Source organism: Streptomyces sp. NPDC107546 (genome assembly GCF_055639175.1).
In genome coordinates this window covers 332,320-351,023 of the sequence record NZ_JBVKBA010000003.1, presented here as the reverse complement: position 1 = coordinate 351,023, position 18,704 = coordinate 332,320, and the positions used below count along the sequence as shown (strand labels likewise).

The following is an 18,704-nucleotide window of genomic DNA, read 5'->3' as shown; positions in this document are numbered from 1 at the left end:
GACGCGCCGCTCAGCGGTTGCGGGCGTTGCGGATCGCGCGGGTGACCACCGGCGGGAGCAGGTCCGCGGCGAGCTTACGGGTGCGGCTGCGCGGGACCGCGGGACGCTTCGGCGGGTCGGCGGGCCGCCGGGTGGGCTGCACGGGGATCGTGGCCGCAGGGGGCTCGGGGGTGTCGGCGTGCCGGGACGGCGGGAACGGGGGTGCCTGCATGCCCTTGGACTTGAGGCGGATGATGCGGTGGCCGGCGGCCTGCTGGACACTCAGGTGGCAGTCCTCGCGCCCCTTCACCATCGCCAGCAGCTCCTCCTGGACGGGCTCGGGATCGCCCCAGGTCCCGTACAGCTTCTGCGTGCTCAGACAGATCGGGCGCAGGCCCCTGTTCAGCACCGCCTCCCAGGCGGCCACCGAGACACCGGGGGTGTGTTCCGAGCGGAAGTCGTCCAGGACGACGATGCCGCCGGGCAGCAGCAGGTCGTGGGCCGCCCCTATGTCGCCGTGGACGTGCTCGTACAGGTGCGAGCCGTCGATGTGGACGAACCGGCAGGAACGCGGCGGGACCTCGTCGGGCACCATCGAGCTGGGGCCGTGCAGGACGCGGGGCAGCGCGTCGTGGAAGGAGAGGTAGTTCTCCTCGAAGGCCTGCCGGGTCAGCGCGCTGTACGACTTCGTCGACTCCGCCCTGTTGGCGTCGTCCGGTGCGTCGCCCCCGAAGAGGTCGCACACCGTGAACTCCTCGCCGTCCCTCAGATGTCGGCCGAGGAAGATCGCACTCTTGCCCATGTAGACCCCGACCTCCAGCAGGTCTCCGCGCATCCCGGCGGATTCCTGCCCGTCGAGGAACCAGTTGAAGAGCGTCTGGTCGAGAACGGGGAACCAGCCGGGGACGTCGTCGAGCCGGCGGGGCGGTGGAGCCGTTTCTGTTGTGGCGACCATGAGGACGGGGCACTCCCTGTGCGGACGGAAACGGTGCGAGAACTGCCCAGCATCTGCCCGGCAGGGGTCATCCGAACGGGCGGCGAGGTGAACAGCGGGCCAATTCCTGTGAGTCGACTGAGAGTCGATGCTTCGAAGGCACCGCCGTGGAACACAGCCCGTCCCCGCCAAAGGAGCGGACGGGGACGGTGCGGTGCCGTGCTGTGGGGCTCAAGACCGCTCAGGCCCGGGCGGCGCGCCCGCGCCTGAGGGCCCGGGCCCGGCGGGCGACCCTGCGGACGGTGGCGTTGCGCGGGATGAACGCCAGCTGGACGGGGATCCCGCCGGGCAGCGCCAGCGAGGTCAGGCGCCGGCGCTTGAAGTACCGCCAGGTGTGCGGGCTCAGTTGCCGGGTGAGATAGCGCTCGGCGTGCGCCCGCAGATCCGGGTAGATCTTCGGCTGCATCGCAAAGCCAACGGTCCGTACGAGCGCGTCGAGGTCTTCGACCTCCATGCCCCGGCGCTGGTCCTCGACCGCCTTGCGGGCCGTCAGCTCGGGCAGCAGCGCGTCGACGATCGTGACCGGGACGCGGTTGCTGTTCTCGTACGGGGCCAGCCGCTCCAGCAGGGTCTCGGTGCCGATACGGGCGACCGGGAGGCCGTAGAACGCGGACGCGGTGAGCAGCGCGGTGGAGAAACAGCCGACGACCAGCGCCGGACGCATGCGCTGATACAGCACCTCGGCGAGGACCGGGGCGTCGAGCACCGTCAGGTCGGCGCCCAGCCTCTCGGCCTCCTTCTCCAGGGCGCGCGACCAGCGGGCGGGCGCCGAGGGGTGCGGCTTGAACACCACCCGGGTGTGCCCGAGCGCGACGGCGCCCTTCAGCATCCGCACATGGAGGTTCTCCTCCTCCACGGCGGTGAGTATGTCGAGCGCCGAGAGGTACTGGCCGAGCAGCAGCGCGGGGGCCTGAACGGCGGGCAGCGCGTCGCCGGTGTCCTCGAGTTCCGCGAGCACCTTGGAGAACGCGTCCGTCGGCACGACCTCCGGCTCGACGCCGAACTCGGTCAGCAACAGCGGCTTCAGGCCCGGCACCAGGTCCAGGTGCAGCAGCCGGTCCACGCGGGTGCCGACCAGCGGGTCGATCTTGTTGCGGGTGGGGCCGTAGCTCATCAGGCCGTCCGCGTAGACGGTGACGGGCGCGCCGGTGAAGATCTGGCAGACGCCGAGCGCCGGGTTGACCTGGATGGACTCGACGGCCAGTTCGATGTCGTCGTCGCCGAGGTTCCACAGGAGCCGCAGGTGCCGCTCCCACAGCGGGACGTCGTCCAGGCGCGGGGCCCAGCCGCCCGGGTGGAAGGGGTGGATGGTCTCGTTCCAGGAGATGACCTCGTCGAAGCGGCCGCGCAGCCGCTCGAAGCCGGGCATCTCGTCCAGGCCGGCCGTGGTCTCGGGCGTCGCCGCGTTGTTGGACACGAGCAGGATGCGCCGGTCGGCGGGCGCGAAGCACTCGCTGTCCAGCGCCGCGGCCAGGGTCGCCGTGCCGTACAGCGTCGACGCCAGGAAGATCTGCGTCGTCACGCGGCCACCCCCGCGGGGGCGGGACGGCGGCGCAGCCGGCGCAGACGCGAGGCCCGCTCGATGTCCATGGAGTCCAGGGCGTCGTCGAGCACGTCCTGCGGCATGCGCCGCAGCGCGACAGCACTCATCGACTTCAGTTTCCGTGCCACCGGCGGCTCGAACCTTTCGATGGATCCCAGATGGTGAGAAATGATCGCGCAGTAGGTGCGCACGGCCTTGGGGAGCAGTGTGTCGGCATCCTGGTCCCCGGCGGTCTCCGCCACGACCTGGTCGAACGCGCGGATGAAGTCCAGTTGCCGCACATCCCCGATCTGTGTCAGCGAGGAGGCGACACCGCGCCGGTAGTAGACGCCCATGAGGCTCACGGCGGCGAAGGACTCCGCCTCCCGGTGCAGCTTCCAGATCCAGGGCCGGTCCTCGGCGGTGCGCAGGCCGTCGGTGAAGTGCAGCAGACCGCGGTCGACGAGGCGGCGGTGGTACGCACCCGCCCAGGCGTACGCGTAGTCGACGGAGGTGGAGCGGTCGGCGGGCAGGATGGCGTCGCGCGGGTTCATCACCACCCCGCGCCGGCCGTGCGGCACCCGGTGGATGGCACGCGCCCGCCCCGTGCACTGGACGTGGTCGGTGCGCACGAAGTCGCAGCCCAACTCCTCGATGGCGGCGACCAGTTTGGGATAGTAGCCGGGGGCGAGCCAGTCGTCCCCGTCGAGGAACGTGAGGTACTCGCCGCGTGCCGTGTCGATCCCGGTGTTGCGTGCGGTCGCCAGCCCCCCGTTCTTCTCGTGCCGGACATACACCGCGCCTGGCAGCTCGCGCTCCGCACGCGCGAGGATGTCCGGTGTCTCGTCGCGCGAGCAGTCGTCGACGAGAATGAATTCGAAGTCCTCGCGCGCGTTCGCACGCAGGCTCTTCAGGGTGTCGGGCGCGTATTGCTGCACGTTGTAGAACGGCACGATGACGGAGAGCTTGACCACGCCTGTGACGGTAGGCGGCGGCCCGGCATTCGTCTTGACCGGCGGTTTGATGGGGAGTGAACGACGCGTGGCGGAACAGTGAACCCAGCTGTTTCCTCGCGGTTTCACGGCCTGATTCGCTGTTCGGCGGCGTGCTGTTAACCCTTTGTTGCTTTCCGCTTCGGCTGCGCCTCGAAATCCCTTCCTAACGTCTTCGATGTGCCAGCAAGTACTGCGAGGCGCCTGCGGGTCGCCGTTCTAGCCGATTCCGACACCCGGTGGAAATGGGGTGCGCTCACCGCTGCCCGCATTTCACCTACGGAATTCGCGGAGACCGCCGAATCGACGGAAACACCCGGTAAAACAGCCGATTCGGACATCCGGCTTGACGGCTTCCTCCTGCGGGGCCGTGCCACGCCCACCGCCCGCCAGCTCGGGGAGGTCGGCGTCCGCGCGGACTCCCTCCGCGAGGTCACCGCCGTCGAATTCCTGCGCCAGATGACGGAGGAGAGGTACGACGTCCTCGTGCTCGCCCTCGTCGGCGGCGGCGTCCAGGCGATGCTGCACGGGCTCGCCCACGTCTGGCAGGGACGCCCGGAGCGGCCCGTGGTGGTCACCGGCTACGTCGGTGTCGTCTACGAGAAGCTCGCCGACGGCCTGTTGCTGCGGCACGGCGCGGACCTGGTCCTCGCCAACTCCCGCCAGGACGCCGAGCGTTTCAGGGCCGTCTACGAGGGGGTGGGCGCCGACGCCTCGTCGGTGACCGAGGTCGCGCTGCCCTTCCTCGGCGGCGCCCCCTACGAGAAGAAGGACCCCTACACGGTCGTCTTCGCCGCGCAGCCCTCCGTCCCGGAGACCCGCAAGGACCGTGCGTACCTGCTGGACCGGCTCATCCAGCACGCGCGCCGCCACCCCGAGCGCGAGGTGCTGCTCAAGCTGCGCTCCAAGCCGGGCGAGCACACCACCCACATCGAGGAACTGCCCTACCAGAAGCTGGCCCAGCGGCACGAACTGCCGCCCAACTTCCGCCTGGTCTACGGGAACATGGGCGAGGTCCTCGACCACACCGACCTGCTGGTCACGGTCAGCTCGACGGCCGCCCTGGAGTCCCTGCACCGCCGTATCCCCACCGTCGTCCTCACCGACCTCGGGGTGCGGGAGGCGCTGGGCAACCACCACTTCGTGGGCTCGGGCTGCCTCGCCTCCTGGGACCAGCTCGACGCCGGACACGAGCCGGCACCCGATCCGGAGTGGGTGGCCCGGCAGGGCGTCGCTGCCGGGGGTCCCCCCTCTGGGGGAGGTTCGTACGCCGCCGCCTTCGACGAGGCACGCAAGCGCATCGGCGAGCTGCTGACCACCGGTGAACTCCAGCCGCTCAAGCCCTATTACAGCCCCGTCACCGCGCCCGGCTATCTGCCCGGCGTCCTCGCCCGCCACCACCTCGCCCCGGACGGCAGCCCGCTGCCGGGTGCGCCCGCCGCCGACAAGGCGCCCGGACCCGTGCGCCGGATCGTCCGCCGCGCGGCACGGGGTGCGTACCGGCACGGGGTGCAGCGGGTGGCGCCCGTCATCCGGCGGATGGGTGAGCTGTGACCTCTCTTCAAGGAGTAGACCCCATGCCCAACCCGGAAGCGGGCCAAGGCGCGTCGGTGCGCCGGGTGCTCGCGGTGATCCCCGCGCGCGGCGGCTCCAAGGGGGTGCCCGCGAAGAACCTCGCCCCCGTCGGCGGTGTGCCGCTGGTGGCGCGCGCGGTGCGCGAGTGCCTGGCCTCCCGGCTGGTGACCGACGTCGTGGTCTCCACGGACGACCAGGCGATCGCCGCCGCGGCCCGCGAGGCCGGCGCCGAGGTCGTGCTGCGGCCCGCCGCCATCGCCGGCGACACCGCCACCTCCGAGGCCGCCGTCCTGCACGCCATGGACGCCCACGAGGCCCTGCACGGCGCGGCCGTCGATGTCGTCCTGCTCGTGCAGTGCACCAGCCCGTTCATCATCCGCGAGGACATCGACGGGGTGGCCGGCGCGGTCGTCGAGAACGGCGCGGACACCGCGGTGACGGTGGCCCCCTTCCACGGGTTCATCTGGCGCGACGCCGAGGACGAGATCGTCGCCGGCAGCGTCTCCGAGGCCGACGCGGCCACCGGCGGCGGCTACGGCGTCAACCACGACAAGTCCTTCCGCCCGCGACGCCAGGACCGCCCCCAGGACCTGCTGGAGACCGGCGCCGCCTACGCGATGGAGGCGGCCGGCTTCCGCAAGCACCAGCACCGCTTCTTCGGCCGCACGGAACTGGTGCGGACGGACCCGGCGCGGGTCCTGGAGATCGACGACCCGCACGACCTCGCCCGGGCCCGCGCCCTGGCGCCTCTCTTCGACGCGGACCTCCCCCGAGCTCTCGACTTCGCTCGACCAGGGGGGACCCCCATCGGTGCGCTGCCGACCGCCGAGGACATCGACGCAGTCGTACTGGACTTCGACGGCACCCAGACCGACGACCGGGTGCTGATCGACGCCGATGGAAAGGAGTTCGTCTCCGTGCACCGCGGGGACGGACTCGGCATCGCGGCCCTGCGCAGGAGCGGGCTGAAGATGCTGATCCTTTCCACGGAAGTGAACCCGGTCGTCGCCGCACGGGCCCGGAAGCTCAAGATCCCGGTCCTGCACGGCATCGACCAGAAGGACCTCGCGCTGAAGCAGTGGTGCGAGGAGCAGGGCATCGCGCCCGAGCGCGTGCTCTACGTCGGCAACGACGTCAACGACCTGCCGTGCTTCGCCCTCGTCGGCTGGCCCGTGGCGGTCGCGAGCGCCCACGACGTCGTACGCGGCGCCGCCCGTGCGGTCACCACCGTCCCCGGTGGCGACGGCGCGATCCGAGAGATCGCCAGCTGGATCCTCGGCCCCTCTCTCGATTCCCTCCCCAAGTAAGGACATCCCCCTGATGAGCACCAACTCCCGTCTGCGTACGTTCGGTTCCCGCGAGGTCGGCCCGGGCAAGCCCGTCTACATCTGCGGCGAGATCGGCATCAACCACAACGGTGAGCTGGAGAACGCCTTCAAGCTGATCGACGTGGCCGCCGAGGCCGGCTGCGACGCCGTGAAGTTCCAGAAGCGCACCCCCGAGATCTGCACCCCGCGCGACCAGTGGGACATCGAGCGCGACACCCCCTGGGGCCGGATGACCTACATCGACTACCGCCACCGCGTGGAGTTCGGTGAGGACGAGTACCGCCAGATCGACGAGTACTGCAAGGAGAAGGGCATCGACTGGTTCGCGTCCCCGTGGGACACCGAGGCGGTCGCCTTCCTGGAGAAGTTCGACCTCCCCGCCCACAAGGTCGCCTCCGCGTCCCTCACGGACGACGAGCTGCTGCGCGCCCTGCGCGCCACCGGCCGCACGATCATCCTGTCCACGGGCATGTCGACCCCGAAGCAGATCCGCCACGCGGTGGAGGTGCTCGGCAGCGACAACATCCTCATGTGCCACGCCACCTCCACCTACCCGGCGAAGGCCGGGGAGCTCAACCTCCGCGTGATCAACACGCTGGAGAAGGAGTACCCGAACGTCCCGATCGGCTACTCCGGCCACGAGACCGGCCTGCAGACCACGCTGGCCGCGGTCGCCCTCGGCGCGGTGTTCGTCGAGCGCCACATCACCCTGGACCGCGCCATGTGGGGGTCCGACCAGGCCGCCTCCGTCGAGCCGCAGGGCCTCACGCGTCTGGTGCGCGACATCCGCACCATCGAGGCGGCGCTGGGCGACGGCGTGAAGAAGGTCTACGACTCCGAGCTCGGCCCGATGAAGAAGCTGCGCCGCGTCACCGGCGTCGTCGCCGAGGCGGAGATCGCCGCGGCCGCCGGCGAGCCGGTGGCGGTCTGAGCGCCTTACCGGACGGTCGTGAGCCGATGAGCCCCCGCGCCGGATCCGCCGGCCCCAACTCCACGCTCGCCTTCGTCGAGAGCCCGGTACAGCTCCTGAACGTGCTGGAGTGGGCCCACGCGCACGCCCTGCGCACCGCTGGGGGCCCCGCGCCCGGGCACGCGGCGGCGATCCCCGCGCAGGGGCGCAGGCGGCCGCGGGGGATTCCCGCGCAGGGGGGCCGGGGGTCCGGGCCGGGGCGTACGGCGGGGGACGGCGAAGGACCGCACGGTACGGCGGGGGACGGCTGCGGGCCGCACGGTACGGCGGGGCACGGCGTGGGGGCGGCGGGGGACGGTAGGGCGCCGCATGATGCCGACGCGGCGGAAGGTACGGCGCGGGAGGGGCTCACCCTCGTGGTGCTGGCGCCTACCGACCCGATGACCCGGGGCCAGCTGCGCCGCATGGCGGAACTTGCCCGTGACGAGGGGTACGAGGTCCGCTGGGAGGAGGCGCGGGGCGGTGCCCTGGCCCCCTTCCACACCATCGGCGGCCTCACCCCGCTGCTGCGCCGGGCGCGCCGGGTGGTGATGGGTGACCCGTTCTCCCGCTACGTCCAGCTGCTGCTGACCATCACCGGGGCCCGGGAGCTGGTGGTGGTGGACGACGGCACCGCGACCATGGAGTTCGTCGCCCAGCTCGCCCGCGGTGAGCGCCTGGTGCGCTGGCACCGCAAGGGCGGCCGCCGGAGCCCCCGGGACCTGCTGTTCGCCCCCGTGTCGTCCTCGGCGCGCCGCAGGCTGGCACCGGGCGCCCGGCGCACGGTGGAGGTCTTCTCCGCGATGCCGATCGAGGAGGCCCCGGCCGGGGTCACGATCACGTCGAACGACTTCGCCTGGACCCGGGCCCGCTTCGGCCCGCCACGTCTGACCAAGGGGGCGGACCTGGTCGGCACCTCCCTCGTCGAGACGGGCGTGGTGGACGGCGAGCGCTATCTGGAGGCGGTGCGGTCACTCGCCACGGCGCACGGGGCGACCCGCTACTTCGCCCACCGCCGGGAGAGCCCCGAGAAACTCCACAAGCTGGCGGTGGAGACGCGACTGGAGGTGGTCCGCCCGGACCTGCCCCTGGAACTGATCGCCCGCCGCGGCCCCGTCGGCCGTACGATCCTCAGCTTCCCCTCCACGGTCGTCCACACCCTGCCGCTGGCCCTGGTCGGCACGGAGGTCCGTGTCGCGGTGTGCGACATCGACCCGGCCTGGCTGACCGAACACGCCTCGCCCCGGGCGCAGGGCTTCCTGTCCGGGGTGACGGACACGGCGCGGGACGTGGACCGGGTGTCGTCGGTGACGGGGGGACCGGACGTGGCGGCCGCCGAGCAGGACGTGGCGGCGGGATAGCCCTGCGGGCCGGACCGCAGCGTCGCGCGGGGCCTTCCTCGTGCGGCGGTCAGTCCTCGTCGCGCGGCTTGCGGGCCAGGAGGTACCCGCGCTGACGCCTCCCCGCCCCGTCCGGTTTCCAGGAGCGTCTGCTCCGTGGCGTCGTACGACGCCCGGATGGGTCCCGGGTGGGTCCGTATGAAAGTCCGGTTCCTCGGCGTTCACGCGGGCGGCCCTATCCGCGCGGGCGCGCGGGGAAGGGGCTCTTTCGAGCGTTTCACCACTTCGCCATGTGAGGCAGCGCACGGGGTGGGGAGTCGTAGGAGAGGTGACGTTTCCGCGACGGGAAGGCGGCGTGACGTGGTATCCGTGGTGTACGGGAATCGCTCGGAGCCCTTCGAGCGTTCACGTAACGGGACGCCCGCACACGGAAGCGGTCCCGTCCTGGGATCACCGGGCGCCTCCCACGGCGCCGGGACGTCGCCGCGGTCACCTCCGCGGTGCCGCTTCTCGCCCCGGTGCGATTCCGTCGCCCGTAAAGCCGGGCGATTTTACCCATCCCCACTGCCGACCATGCGGCGTGCGGCCAGATTTTCTTCCCCTGACGGGCTGAAGTTTTGTTGATCGCAGGGAGGTCGGCCGCCCGATCGCCTTACCCTTCAAAGGGTGAACCAATTGATGTCCCCAGAGTCCGAGGCCGATCACCCCGGGGAAGCGGTGCTTCCCGGCGCGCTGTCCGAGGCGCTGCACGCCGAACTCGTCGCCTTCCGTCGCGACCTGCACATGCACCCGGAACTCGGCCACCAGGAGTTCCGTACGACCGCCGCGATCAAGGCCCGCCTGGAGCAGGCGGGTCTCACGCCGCGCGTCCTCGACACCGGGACCGGACTCGTGTGTGACATCGGCGACCCGGACGGCGTACGTCCGATGCTCGCGCTCCGCGCGGACATCGACGCGCTCCCCATCCCGGACACCAAGACCGACTGCGCCTACCGCTCCACCGTGCCGGACCGCGCCCACGCCTGCGGCCACGACGTGCACACCACGGTCGTCCTCGGCGCCGGACTCGTCCTCGCCGAGCTGCACCGCGAGGGGCGGCTGCCGAAGCCGGTGCGGCTGCTCTTCCAGGCCGCCGAGGAGGTCCTGCCTGGCGGGGCCGCCGACGCCATCGAGTCCGGTGTCCTGGAGGGGGTCGGGCGGATCATCGCCGTGCACTGCGACCCCAAGGTCGACGCCGGGCGCATCGGGCTGCGGCACGGTCCCATCACCTCCGCCTGCGACCGGCTCGAGGTCGCGCTCGACGGCCCGGGCGGTCACACCGCGCGCCCCCACCTCACCACGGACCTCGTGCTCGCCGCCGCGCGTGTCGCAGCCGAGGTGCCGGGGATGGTCGCGCGCCGTGTCGACGCCCGCAGCGGGCTCTCGGTCACCTGGGGGCGCATCGAGTCCGGGCACGCCTGCAATGTGATCCCCCAGCACGCCGAGATCTCCGGGACCGTACGCTGCCTGGACCTCGACGCCTGGCGGCAGGCGCCGGACCTGGTGCACGCGGCGGTCGACGAGATCGCCAACCAGTACAAGGCCAAGCCCGAGATCAACTACGTCCGCGGGGTGCCGCCGGTCGTCAACGAGGCCGGTGCCACCGAACTCCTGCGCGACGCGATGACCGCGCGGCGCGGTGCCCACTCCGTGGAGGACACCGAGCAGAGCCTCGGCGGCGAGGACTTCTCCTGGTACCTGGAGAAGGTGCCCGGAGCCATGGCCCGCCTCGGCGTCCGCCGCCCCGGGGACCGCGTGGTGCGGGACCTGCACCAGGGAGACTTCGACGCGGACGAGCACGCCATCACGGTGGGCGTGGAACTGTTCACGGCGGCGGCACTGCTGGACGCGCAGGAGCGGTAGGCGGTAGCCGGTACCGGTACGCGGGGCCCGGATCGGCGTCCGGTGGCCGGCGGCTGGTCCCGGTGGCCGGAGGCCGTGGCTGGATGCCGGAGCCCGGGTCAGGGTGCCCTAGCCCGGAGCCCGGAGCCCGGAGCCCGGAGCCCGGAGCCCGGAGCCCAGGCGGCGGGTGACCGGTGGCCGAAATGGGTGCCCCGTTTGGCGTCCCTTCGCCCCCTTCCGTCACCCGCCCGTAACCGCCGTCGCGCAGCCGTAACCCGGCGGCGGCACGAATCGATAACGGCCGCGAGAAACCCCGTTCCTCTCCCCTTCTACGCGCGTTACTGTGCGCCGAAATCGCTGCGGTGGCGGCGCTTTGGGCATGCGGACCGGTGACGGTGCCGTGGGGATGAAGGGTGCTTGCTGTGCGTCTGATCTCTCGGGTCTCTCGGAGAACGAGGTTCTCCCAAGCTGCGGTGACCGTCGCGGTCATCGCCCTCGCGGCCACCGGCTGCGGCAAGTCCAGCACGGAGGGGAACAGCGACTCCGGCAAGAGCTCCTCCGGCTACACCGGCAAGGGCATCGGCCTGGCCTACGACATCGGCGGCAAGGGCGACCAGTCCTTCAACGACGCGGCGTACGCCGGTTTCCAGAAGGCCGAGAAGGACTTCAAGATCAGCGGCCGGGACATCGAGCCGCAGGACGGCGAGTCCAGCGCGGACAAGGTGCAGCGCCTGGAGCAGCTCGCCAAGGCCGGCTACAACCCGATCATCGGTGTCGGCTTCGTCTACGCGCCCGCCGTCAAGGAGGTCGCGGCCAAGTACCCGAAGATCACCTTCGGCATCATCGACGACGACACGGTCAAGACGAGCAACGTCGCCGACCTGGTCTTCCACGAGGAGCAGTCCTCCTACCTGGCAGGCGTCGCGGCGGCGAAGGCGACCAAGAAGAACCACATCGGCTTCATCGGCGGCGTGGACATCCCGCTCATCCACAAGTTCGAGGCGGGCTTCGACCAGGGCGCCAAGTCGGTCAACCCCAACATCAAGATCGAGTCGCAGTACCTGACCCAGACTCCTCAGGAGGGCGGCTTCTCCAGCCCCGACAAGGGCGAGAACGCCGCGAACGGTCAGATCGAGGCGGGCGCCGACGTCATCTACCAGGCAGCGGGTCTGTCCGGTCAGGGCGTCATCAAGGCCGCCGCCGAGCACAAGGTGTGGGCGATCGGCGTCGACTCCGACCAGTACGAGCAGAGCGCGCTGGCCAAGTACAAGGACTGGATCCTCGGCTCGGCCCTGAAGAACGTCGGCGGCGCGGTCTACGACCTGACCAAGTCCGTGGTCGACGGCAAGCCCCTGACCGGCGAGGTCCGCGGTGACCTGAAGTCGGGCGGCGTGGGCTTCGCGGACTCCAACCCGAAGTACCAGGCGATGAAGGACGTCGTGGCGGCCGTGAACAAGGTCAAGCAGGACATCATCGACGGCAAGGTCGTCGTCAAGACGCAGTGACACCGTCGGCCCGGCCGACGGCTGGGCGCCCTCGGCCGGGACCTACGGGCCGGGCCGGGGCGCCCGTCCCGGCCGAGAGGCGGGACAGGACGGGGCTCTGTTACACTTGATCTTGAGCTGGTCGCCGGAACTCCCGGTGCCTGGTCGCGCGTTGGTGGTCCAAGGAAAGACGCCCCGCTTCCTGCGGGGAGATGCAGGTGCAAGGCCTGCCCGGCGCTCCGATACGAAACCCATCCCGTGCGCGGGATGGGTTTCGTGCGTTGTGCACCGCCGACGGCTGCGCCGCAGCGTCCGCGCGGCACCGGCATGGAAGACGCGCCCGTGGCAACCCGGTGCCGATGACCATGGGCCACGGACAGCGCGGAGCGCTCGAAGTCGGCGGCCGTCCGCGCAGCCCCTCCGAGTCGGCTCTCCGCGCACCTGCCGGCAGCCCCGCGAACCTCAGGCACCCCTTTCGCAAAATCGCTCACACAGCCACCTGTCCTCCCCATCGACGCACAACCCCCACAAACACCCCCCACACCGCTTTCCCTCGCCTCCCGCAAGTGCCCCGACGCTCTCCGTAACCCATCGAAGAGACGGTGGCCACATCTCGATAACGGACCGGACAGAAGGGGTTTTCCGTCCGGTCTACGCGCGTTACGCTGCCGCGGAACCAGCGCCTGGTATGGGCGCTTGCACGAAGGAGTCTCGTTCCATGCGCCGGGTGTCCCGAATCGCCGTCGCGGGTGTTGCCACCGCAGCCCTCGCCGTCACCGTGTCCGCCTGTGGCAGTTCGTCCACCGAGTCCGCCGGCAGCGGCAAGAGCAAGGGCATCGGTCTCGCCTACGACGTCGGCGGCAAGGGCGACCAGTCCTTCAACGACGCCGCCTACGCCGGTTTCCAGAAAGCCGAGAAGGACTTCGGTGTCGGCGGCCGTGACGTCGAGCCGCAGGACAACGAGTCCGACGCCGACAAGGTGCAGCGTCTGGAGACGCTGGCCAAGGCCGGTTACAACCCGGTGATCGGTGTCGGTTTCGCCTACGCGCCGGCCGTCAAGGAGGCCGCCGCCAAGTACCCGAAGATCACCTTCGGCATCATCGACGACAACACGATCCAGACGAAGAACGTCGCCGACCTGGTCTTCCACGAGGAGGAGTCCTCCTACCTCGCCGGTGTCGCCGCCGCCAAGACCACCAAGAAGAACCACATCGGCTTCATCGGCGGCGTGGACGTCCCGCTCATCCACAAGTTCGAGGCCGGTTACATCCAGGGCGCCAAGTCGGTCAACCCGGGCATCAAGGTCGAGTCGCAGTACCTGACCCAGACCGCTCAGGAGGGCGGCTTCTCCAGCCCCGACAAGGGCGAGAACGCCGCGAACGGTCAGATCGACGCCGGTGCCGACGTCATCTACCACGCGGCCGGCCTGTCCGGTCAGGGCGTCATCAAGGCCGCCGCCACGCACAAGGTGTGGGCCATCGGTGTCGACTCCGACCAGTACAACCAGAGCGCGCTGGCCGCGTACAAGCAGTACATTCTCACTTCGGCCCTGAAGAACGTCTCCGGCGCGGTGTACGACCTCGCCAAGTCGGTCATCAAGGACAACAAGCCGCTGTCCGGCGAGATCCGCGGATCCCTGGCCAACGGCGGTGTCGGCCTCGCCGACTCCAACCCGGTGTTCAAGAACAACGCCGACCTGCAGGCCGCGCTGAAGAAGGCCGAGCAGGGCATCAAGGACGGCTCGATCAACGTCAAGACCTCCTGACCAGGTGGTCATAGGCCTGTCGAAGGCATGGCCGGAACAGCGCTGTCATGACAGCGTTACGGCCTGGGAACGGGGTGCGGCGAGGATCGCCGAACCGCACCCCTGGCGCCGATCTCCCGTCTGTCGGGCGACGCCTGGCACGCACGCTCGCGGCGTTGCCGAAACGCCCACGTGGCCAAGCCACGAGGGCGCTCCGGCGCCCTGCGGTCGCACGCACCGGACGCCGCCCGGCCCGCCCTTCGGGCGGACGGCGGGAGATCGGCGCCGGGGGCGCCCCCGTTCGCGCGGCAGAATGCTCGGAACGGATCGACCGCGATCAGGTCCGAGCAAATTTAAGGCAGGGGCGCTATGCGCGTAGAGCGGCCCCTTTTCCAAGGAGAGTGCGCCATCGACGCGTCCAGCAGCCCTCCGCTCACCGCACAGTCGACGACCGCGGTCGAGCTGGCGGGGATCACCAAGCGATTCCCGGGTGTCGTCGCCAACCACGACATCCACCTCACGGTCCACAAGGGCACCGTGCACGCCCTCGTCGGCGAGAACGGCGCCGGCAAGTCGACCCTGATGAAGATCCTCTACGGCATGCAGAAGCCGGACGAGGGCACCATCACCGTCGACGGCGAGCAGGTGAGCTTCTCCAGCCCCGCCGACGCCATCGCCCGCGGCATCGGCATGGTCCACCAGCACTTCATGCTCGCCGACAACCTCACGGTCCTGGAGAACGTGGTCCTCGGCAGCGAGAAGCTGTACGGCATCGGTGGCGGCGCCCGTAAGAAGATCAAGGAGATCTCCGAACGGTACGGGCTGAACGTACGCCCCGACGTCCTGGTCGAGGAGCTCGGCGTCGCCGACCGCCAGCGCGTGGAGATCCTCAAGGTCCTCTACCGCGGCGCCCGCACCCTGATCCTCGACGAACCGACGGCCGTGCTGGTCCCGCAGGAGGTCGACGCACTCTTCGACAACCTGCGCGAACTGAAGTCCGAGGGCCTGTCCGTCATCTTCATCTCCCACAAGCTGGGCGAGGTCCTCTCGGTCGCCGACGACATCACCGTCATAAGGCGGGGTACGACGGTCGGCACCGCCGTACCCTCCGAGACCACCCCCCGCCAGCTCGCGGAGATGATGGTCGGCAGCGAGCTGCCCACCCCGGAGACCGCCGAGTCCACGGTCACGGACAAGCCGGTCATCGAGGTCAGGAACCTCACCGTCTACGCCAGCGGCGGCGCCTCCCTCGGCGTGGAGGCCGAGCCCGCGGCCGGCGGGCTCACCGAGTTCGCCGCGGGCGGGGATGTGAAGCGCGTCCTCGACGACGTCACCTTCACCATCCACGCGGGCGAGGTCATGGGCATCGCCGGCGTCGAGGGCAACGGCCAGACCGAGCTCATCGACGCGCTGATCGGCCTCAAGCACGCCGACTCCGGCTCCATCGCCTTCCTCGGCGAGGACATCACCGCCTGGGCCACCCGCAAGCGCCGCGAGCGGGGCGTCGGCTACATCCCCGAGGACCGCCACCGCCACGGCCTGCTCCTCGAGGCCCCGCTGTGGGAGAACCGCATCCTCGGCCACGTCACCGAGCGCCCCAACGCCAAGGGCTTCTGGCTCGACCCCAAGGGCGCCCAGGAGGACACGCGGCGGATCGTCGAGGAGTACGACGTCCGCACGCCCGGCATCGACGTCACCGCCGCCTCCCTGTCCGGCGGCAACCAGCAGAAGCTGATCGTCGGCCGGGAGATGAGCCACAAGCCGAAGTTCCTGATCGCCGCGCACCCCACCCGTGGTGTGGACGTCGGCGCGCAGGCGCAGATCTGGGACCAGATCCGCGAGGCCCGCCGCGAGGGCCTGGCCGTGCTGCTCATCTCCGCCGACCTGGACGAGCTGATCGGCCTCTCGGACACCCTGCGGGTGATCTACAACGGCCGGCTCGTCGCCGACGCCGACCCCGCCACCATCACTCCGGAGGAGCTGGGCTCGGCCATGACGGGTGCCGCGTCGGGACACCTGGAACACGTAGCGACCGACACAGACGAGGCAGACGCCGGTCCGGAGGACGAGGCCCGATGAAGAAGTTCGACAAGGAGCGGGTGCTCCTCGCGGTGGCCGGCCCGGTCATCGCGCTCGTGTCGGCGATCCTGCTGACCTCGGTCGTGCTGGTCGCCTCCGGCAAGAACCCGTTCGAGCCGTACGCGCTGATGCTCCAGCAGATCGGGTACTCCGACGTCCAGGTGCTGATCGTCAACCAGGCGTCGATGTACTACCTGGCGGCGCTCGCCGTGGCCGTCGGCTTCCGGATGAACCTGTTCAACATCGGCGTCGACGGCCAGTACCGGCTCGCCGCGATGATGACCGCCGTCGTCGGCGCGCACATCGCGCTGCCGTCCTTCCTGCAGATCCCGGTGCTGATGCTGGTCGCCATGCTCACCGGCGCCTTCTGGGCCGGTATCGCGGGCGTGCTGAAGACCACCCGGGGCGTGAGCGAGGTCGTCGCGACGATCATGCTCAACGCGATCGCCACCAGCCTCATCGGCTACCTCACCCTGTCCAACGTCTGGGGCGTGCAGGTCGGCAACAACATGACGACCGGCATCATGAAGAAGTCGGGCTGGTTCCCGGGCATCAACCTGGGCGCCGACGTCGGCGAGATCTACGGCCTGGTCTTCCTCGCCGTCCTCGCGGGCGTCCTGTACTGGCTCGTCCTCAACCGCACCCGCTTCGGCTTCGACCTGCGCGCCACCGGCGCCTCGGAGACCGCCGCCGCGGCCTCCGGTGTCGACGCCAAGCGGATGGTCCTCACCGCGATGCTGATCTCCGGCGGCGTGGCGGGCCTGTCGGGCCTGCCGCTGCTGCTCGGCGACGCCCACACCTACAGCCTGAGCTTCCCGACCGGCCTCGGCTTCACCGGCATCACCATCGCCCTGCTCGGCCGCAACAACCCGGTCGGCATCGCCTTCGCCGCGCTCCTGATCGCCTTCCTCGACAAGGCGTCTCCGGCCCTCGACTACGCGACCCCGGTCGCGTACGAGAAGGAGATCGCCACGATCATGCAGGGCCTGATCGTCTTCGCGGTCGTCATCTCCTACGAGGCCGTACGCCAGTGGGGCCTGCGCCGCCAGCAGAAGCGGGTCGGCGCGGAGCTGGCCGCGGAGGCGGCCGGCAACAACAACTCGCACCAGAAGGAGGTGGCTGCCCGATGACCACCGCGACCGTCGCCAAGCCGAAGGCGCAGCAGCCCGGCAAGGGCAGCCGCCGTATCTCGCTCCCCGTACTCCTGCTGATCATCGCGGGCGTCCTGGTCCTGACCTCGGCCGTCCGTCTGATCACCGGCGCGGACGGCATCACCTCGACCGGCCAGATGTCCACCGCGCTGCGCCTGGCCGTGCCGATCGGCCTCGCCGGCCTCGGCGGCCTGTGGGCGGAGCGCTCCGGCGTCGTCAACATCGGTCTCGAGGGCATGATGATCCTCGGCACCTGGTTCGGCGCCTGGGCCGGCTACCAGTGGGGGCCGTGGACCGGTGTCGTCTTCGGCATCGTGGGCGGCGCCCTGGGTGCGATCCTGCACGCCATCGCCACCATCACCTTCAACGTGAACCACATCGTCTCCGGTGTGGCGATCAACATCCTGGCCCTCGGCACCACCCGCTACCTGTCGAAGTTCACCTTCGAGAACGCCCCGCAGGGCTCCTCCAAGCAGTCCCCGCCGATCGACTCGCTCGGCACCTTCGACATCCCGGGCCTGTCCCACTGGCTCGACACCCTGAACGGCAAGCACTGGTTCCTGGTGTCGGACCTCGCGGGTCTGATCGGCGGCCTCGTCACCGACCTCTCGCCGCTCACCGTGATCGCGGTGGCCCTGGTCCCGGTCACCTGGTGGGTGCTGTGGCGCACCGCGTTCGGTCTGCGTCTGCGCTCCTGCGGTGAGAACCCGGTGGCGGCGGAGTCGTTGGGCGTCAACGTGTACAAGTACAAGTACATCGCGGTGATCATCTCCGGTGGCTTCGCGGGTCTCGGCGGCGCGTTCCTGTCGATCGTGGCCTCGAACGTCTACCTCGACGGTCAGACAGCCGGCCGCGGCTACATCGGTCTCGCCGCGATGATCTTCGGTAACTGGATGCCGGGCGGACTCGCGCTCGGTGCGGGCCTGTTCGGCTACACCGACAGCCTCAACCTGCGCGGCGGCACCACCAACGTGCACGCGCTGATCCTGCTGCTCGCCATCCTGGTGGTGTTCGGCGCGGCGTACCTCGTGTGGAAGAAGAAGTACGTTCCCGCGCTGATCACGGCCGTGGCCGCGGTCCTGATGTTCGTCTGGTACGCCACCACGCACGAGGTTCCGGCGCAGCTCGTGACCGCCACCCCGTACATCGTCACCCTGCTGGTGCTCTCGCTGTCCGCGCAGAGCCTGCGGATGCCGAAGGCGGACGGCCTGCCGTACCGGAAGGGGCAGGGCAAGTGACCGAGCCCGCGACGTTCGACTGGGCGGCCCTCAGACAGGAGGCGCGCGCGGCGATGTCCCGCGCCTACGCCCCCTACTCCGGCTACCGGGTCGGCGTGGCTGCCCTCGTCGAGGACGGGCGGACCGTCACCGGCTGCAACGTCGAGAACGCCTCCTACGGCCTGAGCCTGTGCGCCGAGTGCGGGCTCATCTCGCAGCTGCAGAACACCGGGGGTGGTCGGCTCACTCACTTCACCTGCGTGAACGGCGAGGGCGAGCTGCTCGTCCCGTGCGGTCGCTGCCGCCAGCTGCTGTACGAGTTCGGCGGCCCCGACCTGCTGGTGGACTCTCCGGCGGGGGTCCTGCCGCTGTCGGAGATGCTGCCGCAGGCTTTCGGCCCGGACCACCTCACCAAGTAACTCCTGTGCGGCCCCTCTGAGTCGATCTCCATGGCTCAGGGGGGCCGCGC

Annotated in this window: 14 protein-coding genes; 11 read left to right on the top strand and 3 right to left on the bottom strand. The window is 70.3% G+C overall.

All coding sequences use genetic code 11. The features are described 5' to 3' along the window. Positions 1-10: 10 nt before the first annotated feature. From ACZ7L1_RS06435 to ACZ7L1_RS06425, 3 genes are all read right to left on the bottom strand, one after another. Positions 11-934 (bottom strand): class I SAM-dependent methyltransferase, encoded by a 924-nt coding sequence (locus ACZ7L1_RS06435; RefSeq protein WP_471434708.1) that lies wholly within the window; start codon positions 932-934, stop codon positions 11-13. Positions 935-1,154: 220 nt separating this feature from the next. Next, the gene (locus tag ACZ7L1_RS06430; protein ID WP_471434707.1) at positions 1,155-2,495 is read right to left on the bottom strand and encodes an alpha-2,8-polysialyltransferase family protein; all 1,341 of its coding nucleotides are present in this window, start codon (positions 2,493-2,495) and stop codon (positions 1,155-1,157) included. Beyond that, the gene (locus ACZ7L1_RS06425) at positions 2,492-3,469 is read right to left on the bottom strand and encodes a glycosyltransferase family 2 protein (RefSeq protein WP_471434706.1); all 978 of its coding nucleotides are present in this window, start codon (positions 3,467-3,469) and stop codon (positions 2,492-2,494) included. The genes ACZ7L1_RS06430 and ACZ7L1_RS06425 overlap by 4 nt, the downstream gene beginning before the upstream one ends. 198 nt (positions 3,470-3,667) lie before the next feature. Here ACZ7L1_RS06425 and ACZ7L1_RS06420 point away from each other — a divergent pair, with 198 nt between their 5' ends. The 11 genes from ACZ7L1_RS06420 to ACZ7L1_RS06370 all read left to right on the top strand — a co-directional run bounded on the left by ACZ7L1_RS06420 (position 3,668) and on the right by ACZ7L1_RS06370 (position 18,654). Then, positions 3,668-5,041, top strand: a complete 1,374-nt coding sequence (locus ACZ7L1_RS06420) for a DUF6716 putative glycosyltransferase (protein ID WP_471434705.1) — start codon at positions 3,668-3,670, stop codon at positions 5,039-5,041. 23 nt (positions 5,042-5,064) lie between these two features. Further along, positions 5,065-6,369 carry a cytidylyltransferase domain-containing protein gene (locus ACZ7L1_RS06415; protein WP_471434703.1) on the top strand — a complete coding sequence of 435 codons (1,305 nt, stop codon included), beginning with the start codon at positions 5,065-5,067 and terminating at the stop codon, positions 6,367-6,369. 13 nt (positions 6,370-6,382) lie between these two features. Further along, a complete protein-coding gene (locus tag ACZ7L1_RS06410; protein ID WP_471434701.1) occupies positions 6,383-7,321 on the top strand; it encodes an N-acetylneuraminate synthase family protein in 939 nt (312 codons plus the stop codon). Between the two features lie 26 nt (positions 7,322-7,347). Beyond that, on the top strand, positions 7,348-8,700 hold the full coding sequence (locus ACZ7L1_RS06405; protein ID WP_471434699.1) for a hypothetical protein: 1,353 nt from the start codon (positions 7,348-7,350) through the stop codon (positions 8,698-8,700). A gap of 657 nt (positions 8,701-9,357) precedes the next feature. Beyond that, the gene (locus ACZ7L1_RS06400; RefSeq protein ID WP_471434697.1) at positions 9,358-10,581 is read left to right on the top strand and encodes an amidohydrolase; all 1,224 of its coding nucleotides are present in this window, start codon (positions 9,358-9,360) and stop codon (positions 10,579-10,581) included. Between the two features lie 452 nt (positions 10,582-11,033). Continuing rightward, positions 11,034-12,065 carry a BMP family lipoprotein gene (locus ACZ7L1_RS06395; RefSeq protein WP_471434695.1) on the top strand — a complete coding sequence of 344 codons (1,032 nt, stop codon included), beginning with the start codon at positions 11,034-11,036 and terminating at the stop codon, positions 12,063-12,065. Between the two features lie 697 nt (positions 12,066-12,762). After that, the gene (locus tag ACZ7L1_RS06390) at positions 12,763-13,809 is read left to right on the top strand and encodes a BMP family lipoprotein (RefSeq protein WP_471434693.1); all 1,047 of its coding nucleotides are present in this window, start codon (positions 12,763-12,765) and stop codon (positions 13,807-13,809) included. Between the two features lie 348 nt (positions 13,810-14,157). After that, positions 14,158-15,867: an ABC transporter ATP-binding protein gene (locus ACZ7L1_RS06385; protein WP_471434691.1), complete on the top strand. Its 1,710-nt coding sequence runs from the start codon at positions 14,158-14,160 to the stop codon at positions 15,865-15,867. After that, positions 15,864-16,997, top strand: a complete 1,134-nt coding sequence (locus ACZ7L1_RS06380) for an ABC transporter permease (protein WP_471434689.1) — start codon at positions 15,864-15,866, stop codon at positions 16,995-16,997. Before ACZ7L1_RS06385 ends, ACZ7L1_RS06380 begins: the two co-directional genes overlap by 4 nt. Continuing rightward, entirely contained in the window at positions 16,994-18,256 is a 1,263-nt protein-coding gene (locus ACZ7L1_RS06375) for an ABC transporter permease (RefSeq protein ID WP_471434688.1), read from the top strand. The genes ACZ7L1_RS06380 and ACZ7L1_RS06375 overlap by 4 nt, the downstream gene beginning before the upstream one ends. Next, complete coding sequence (locus tag ACZ7L1_RS06370; RefSeq protein ID WP_471434687.1) at positions 18,253-18,654, top strand: cytidine deaminase; 402 nt, start codon at positions 18,253-18,255, stop codon at positions 18,652-18,654. The genes ACZ7L1_RS06375 and ACZ7L1_RS06370 overlap by 4 nt, the downstream gene beginning before the upstream one ends. Positions 18,655-18,704: the final 50 nt, after the last annotated feature.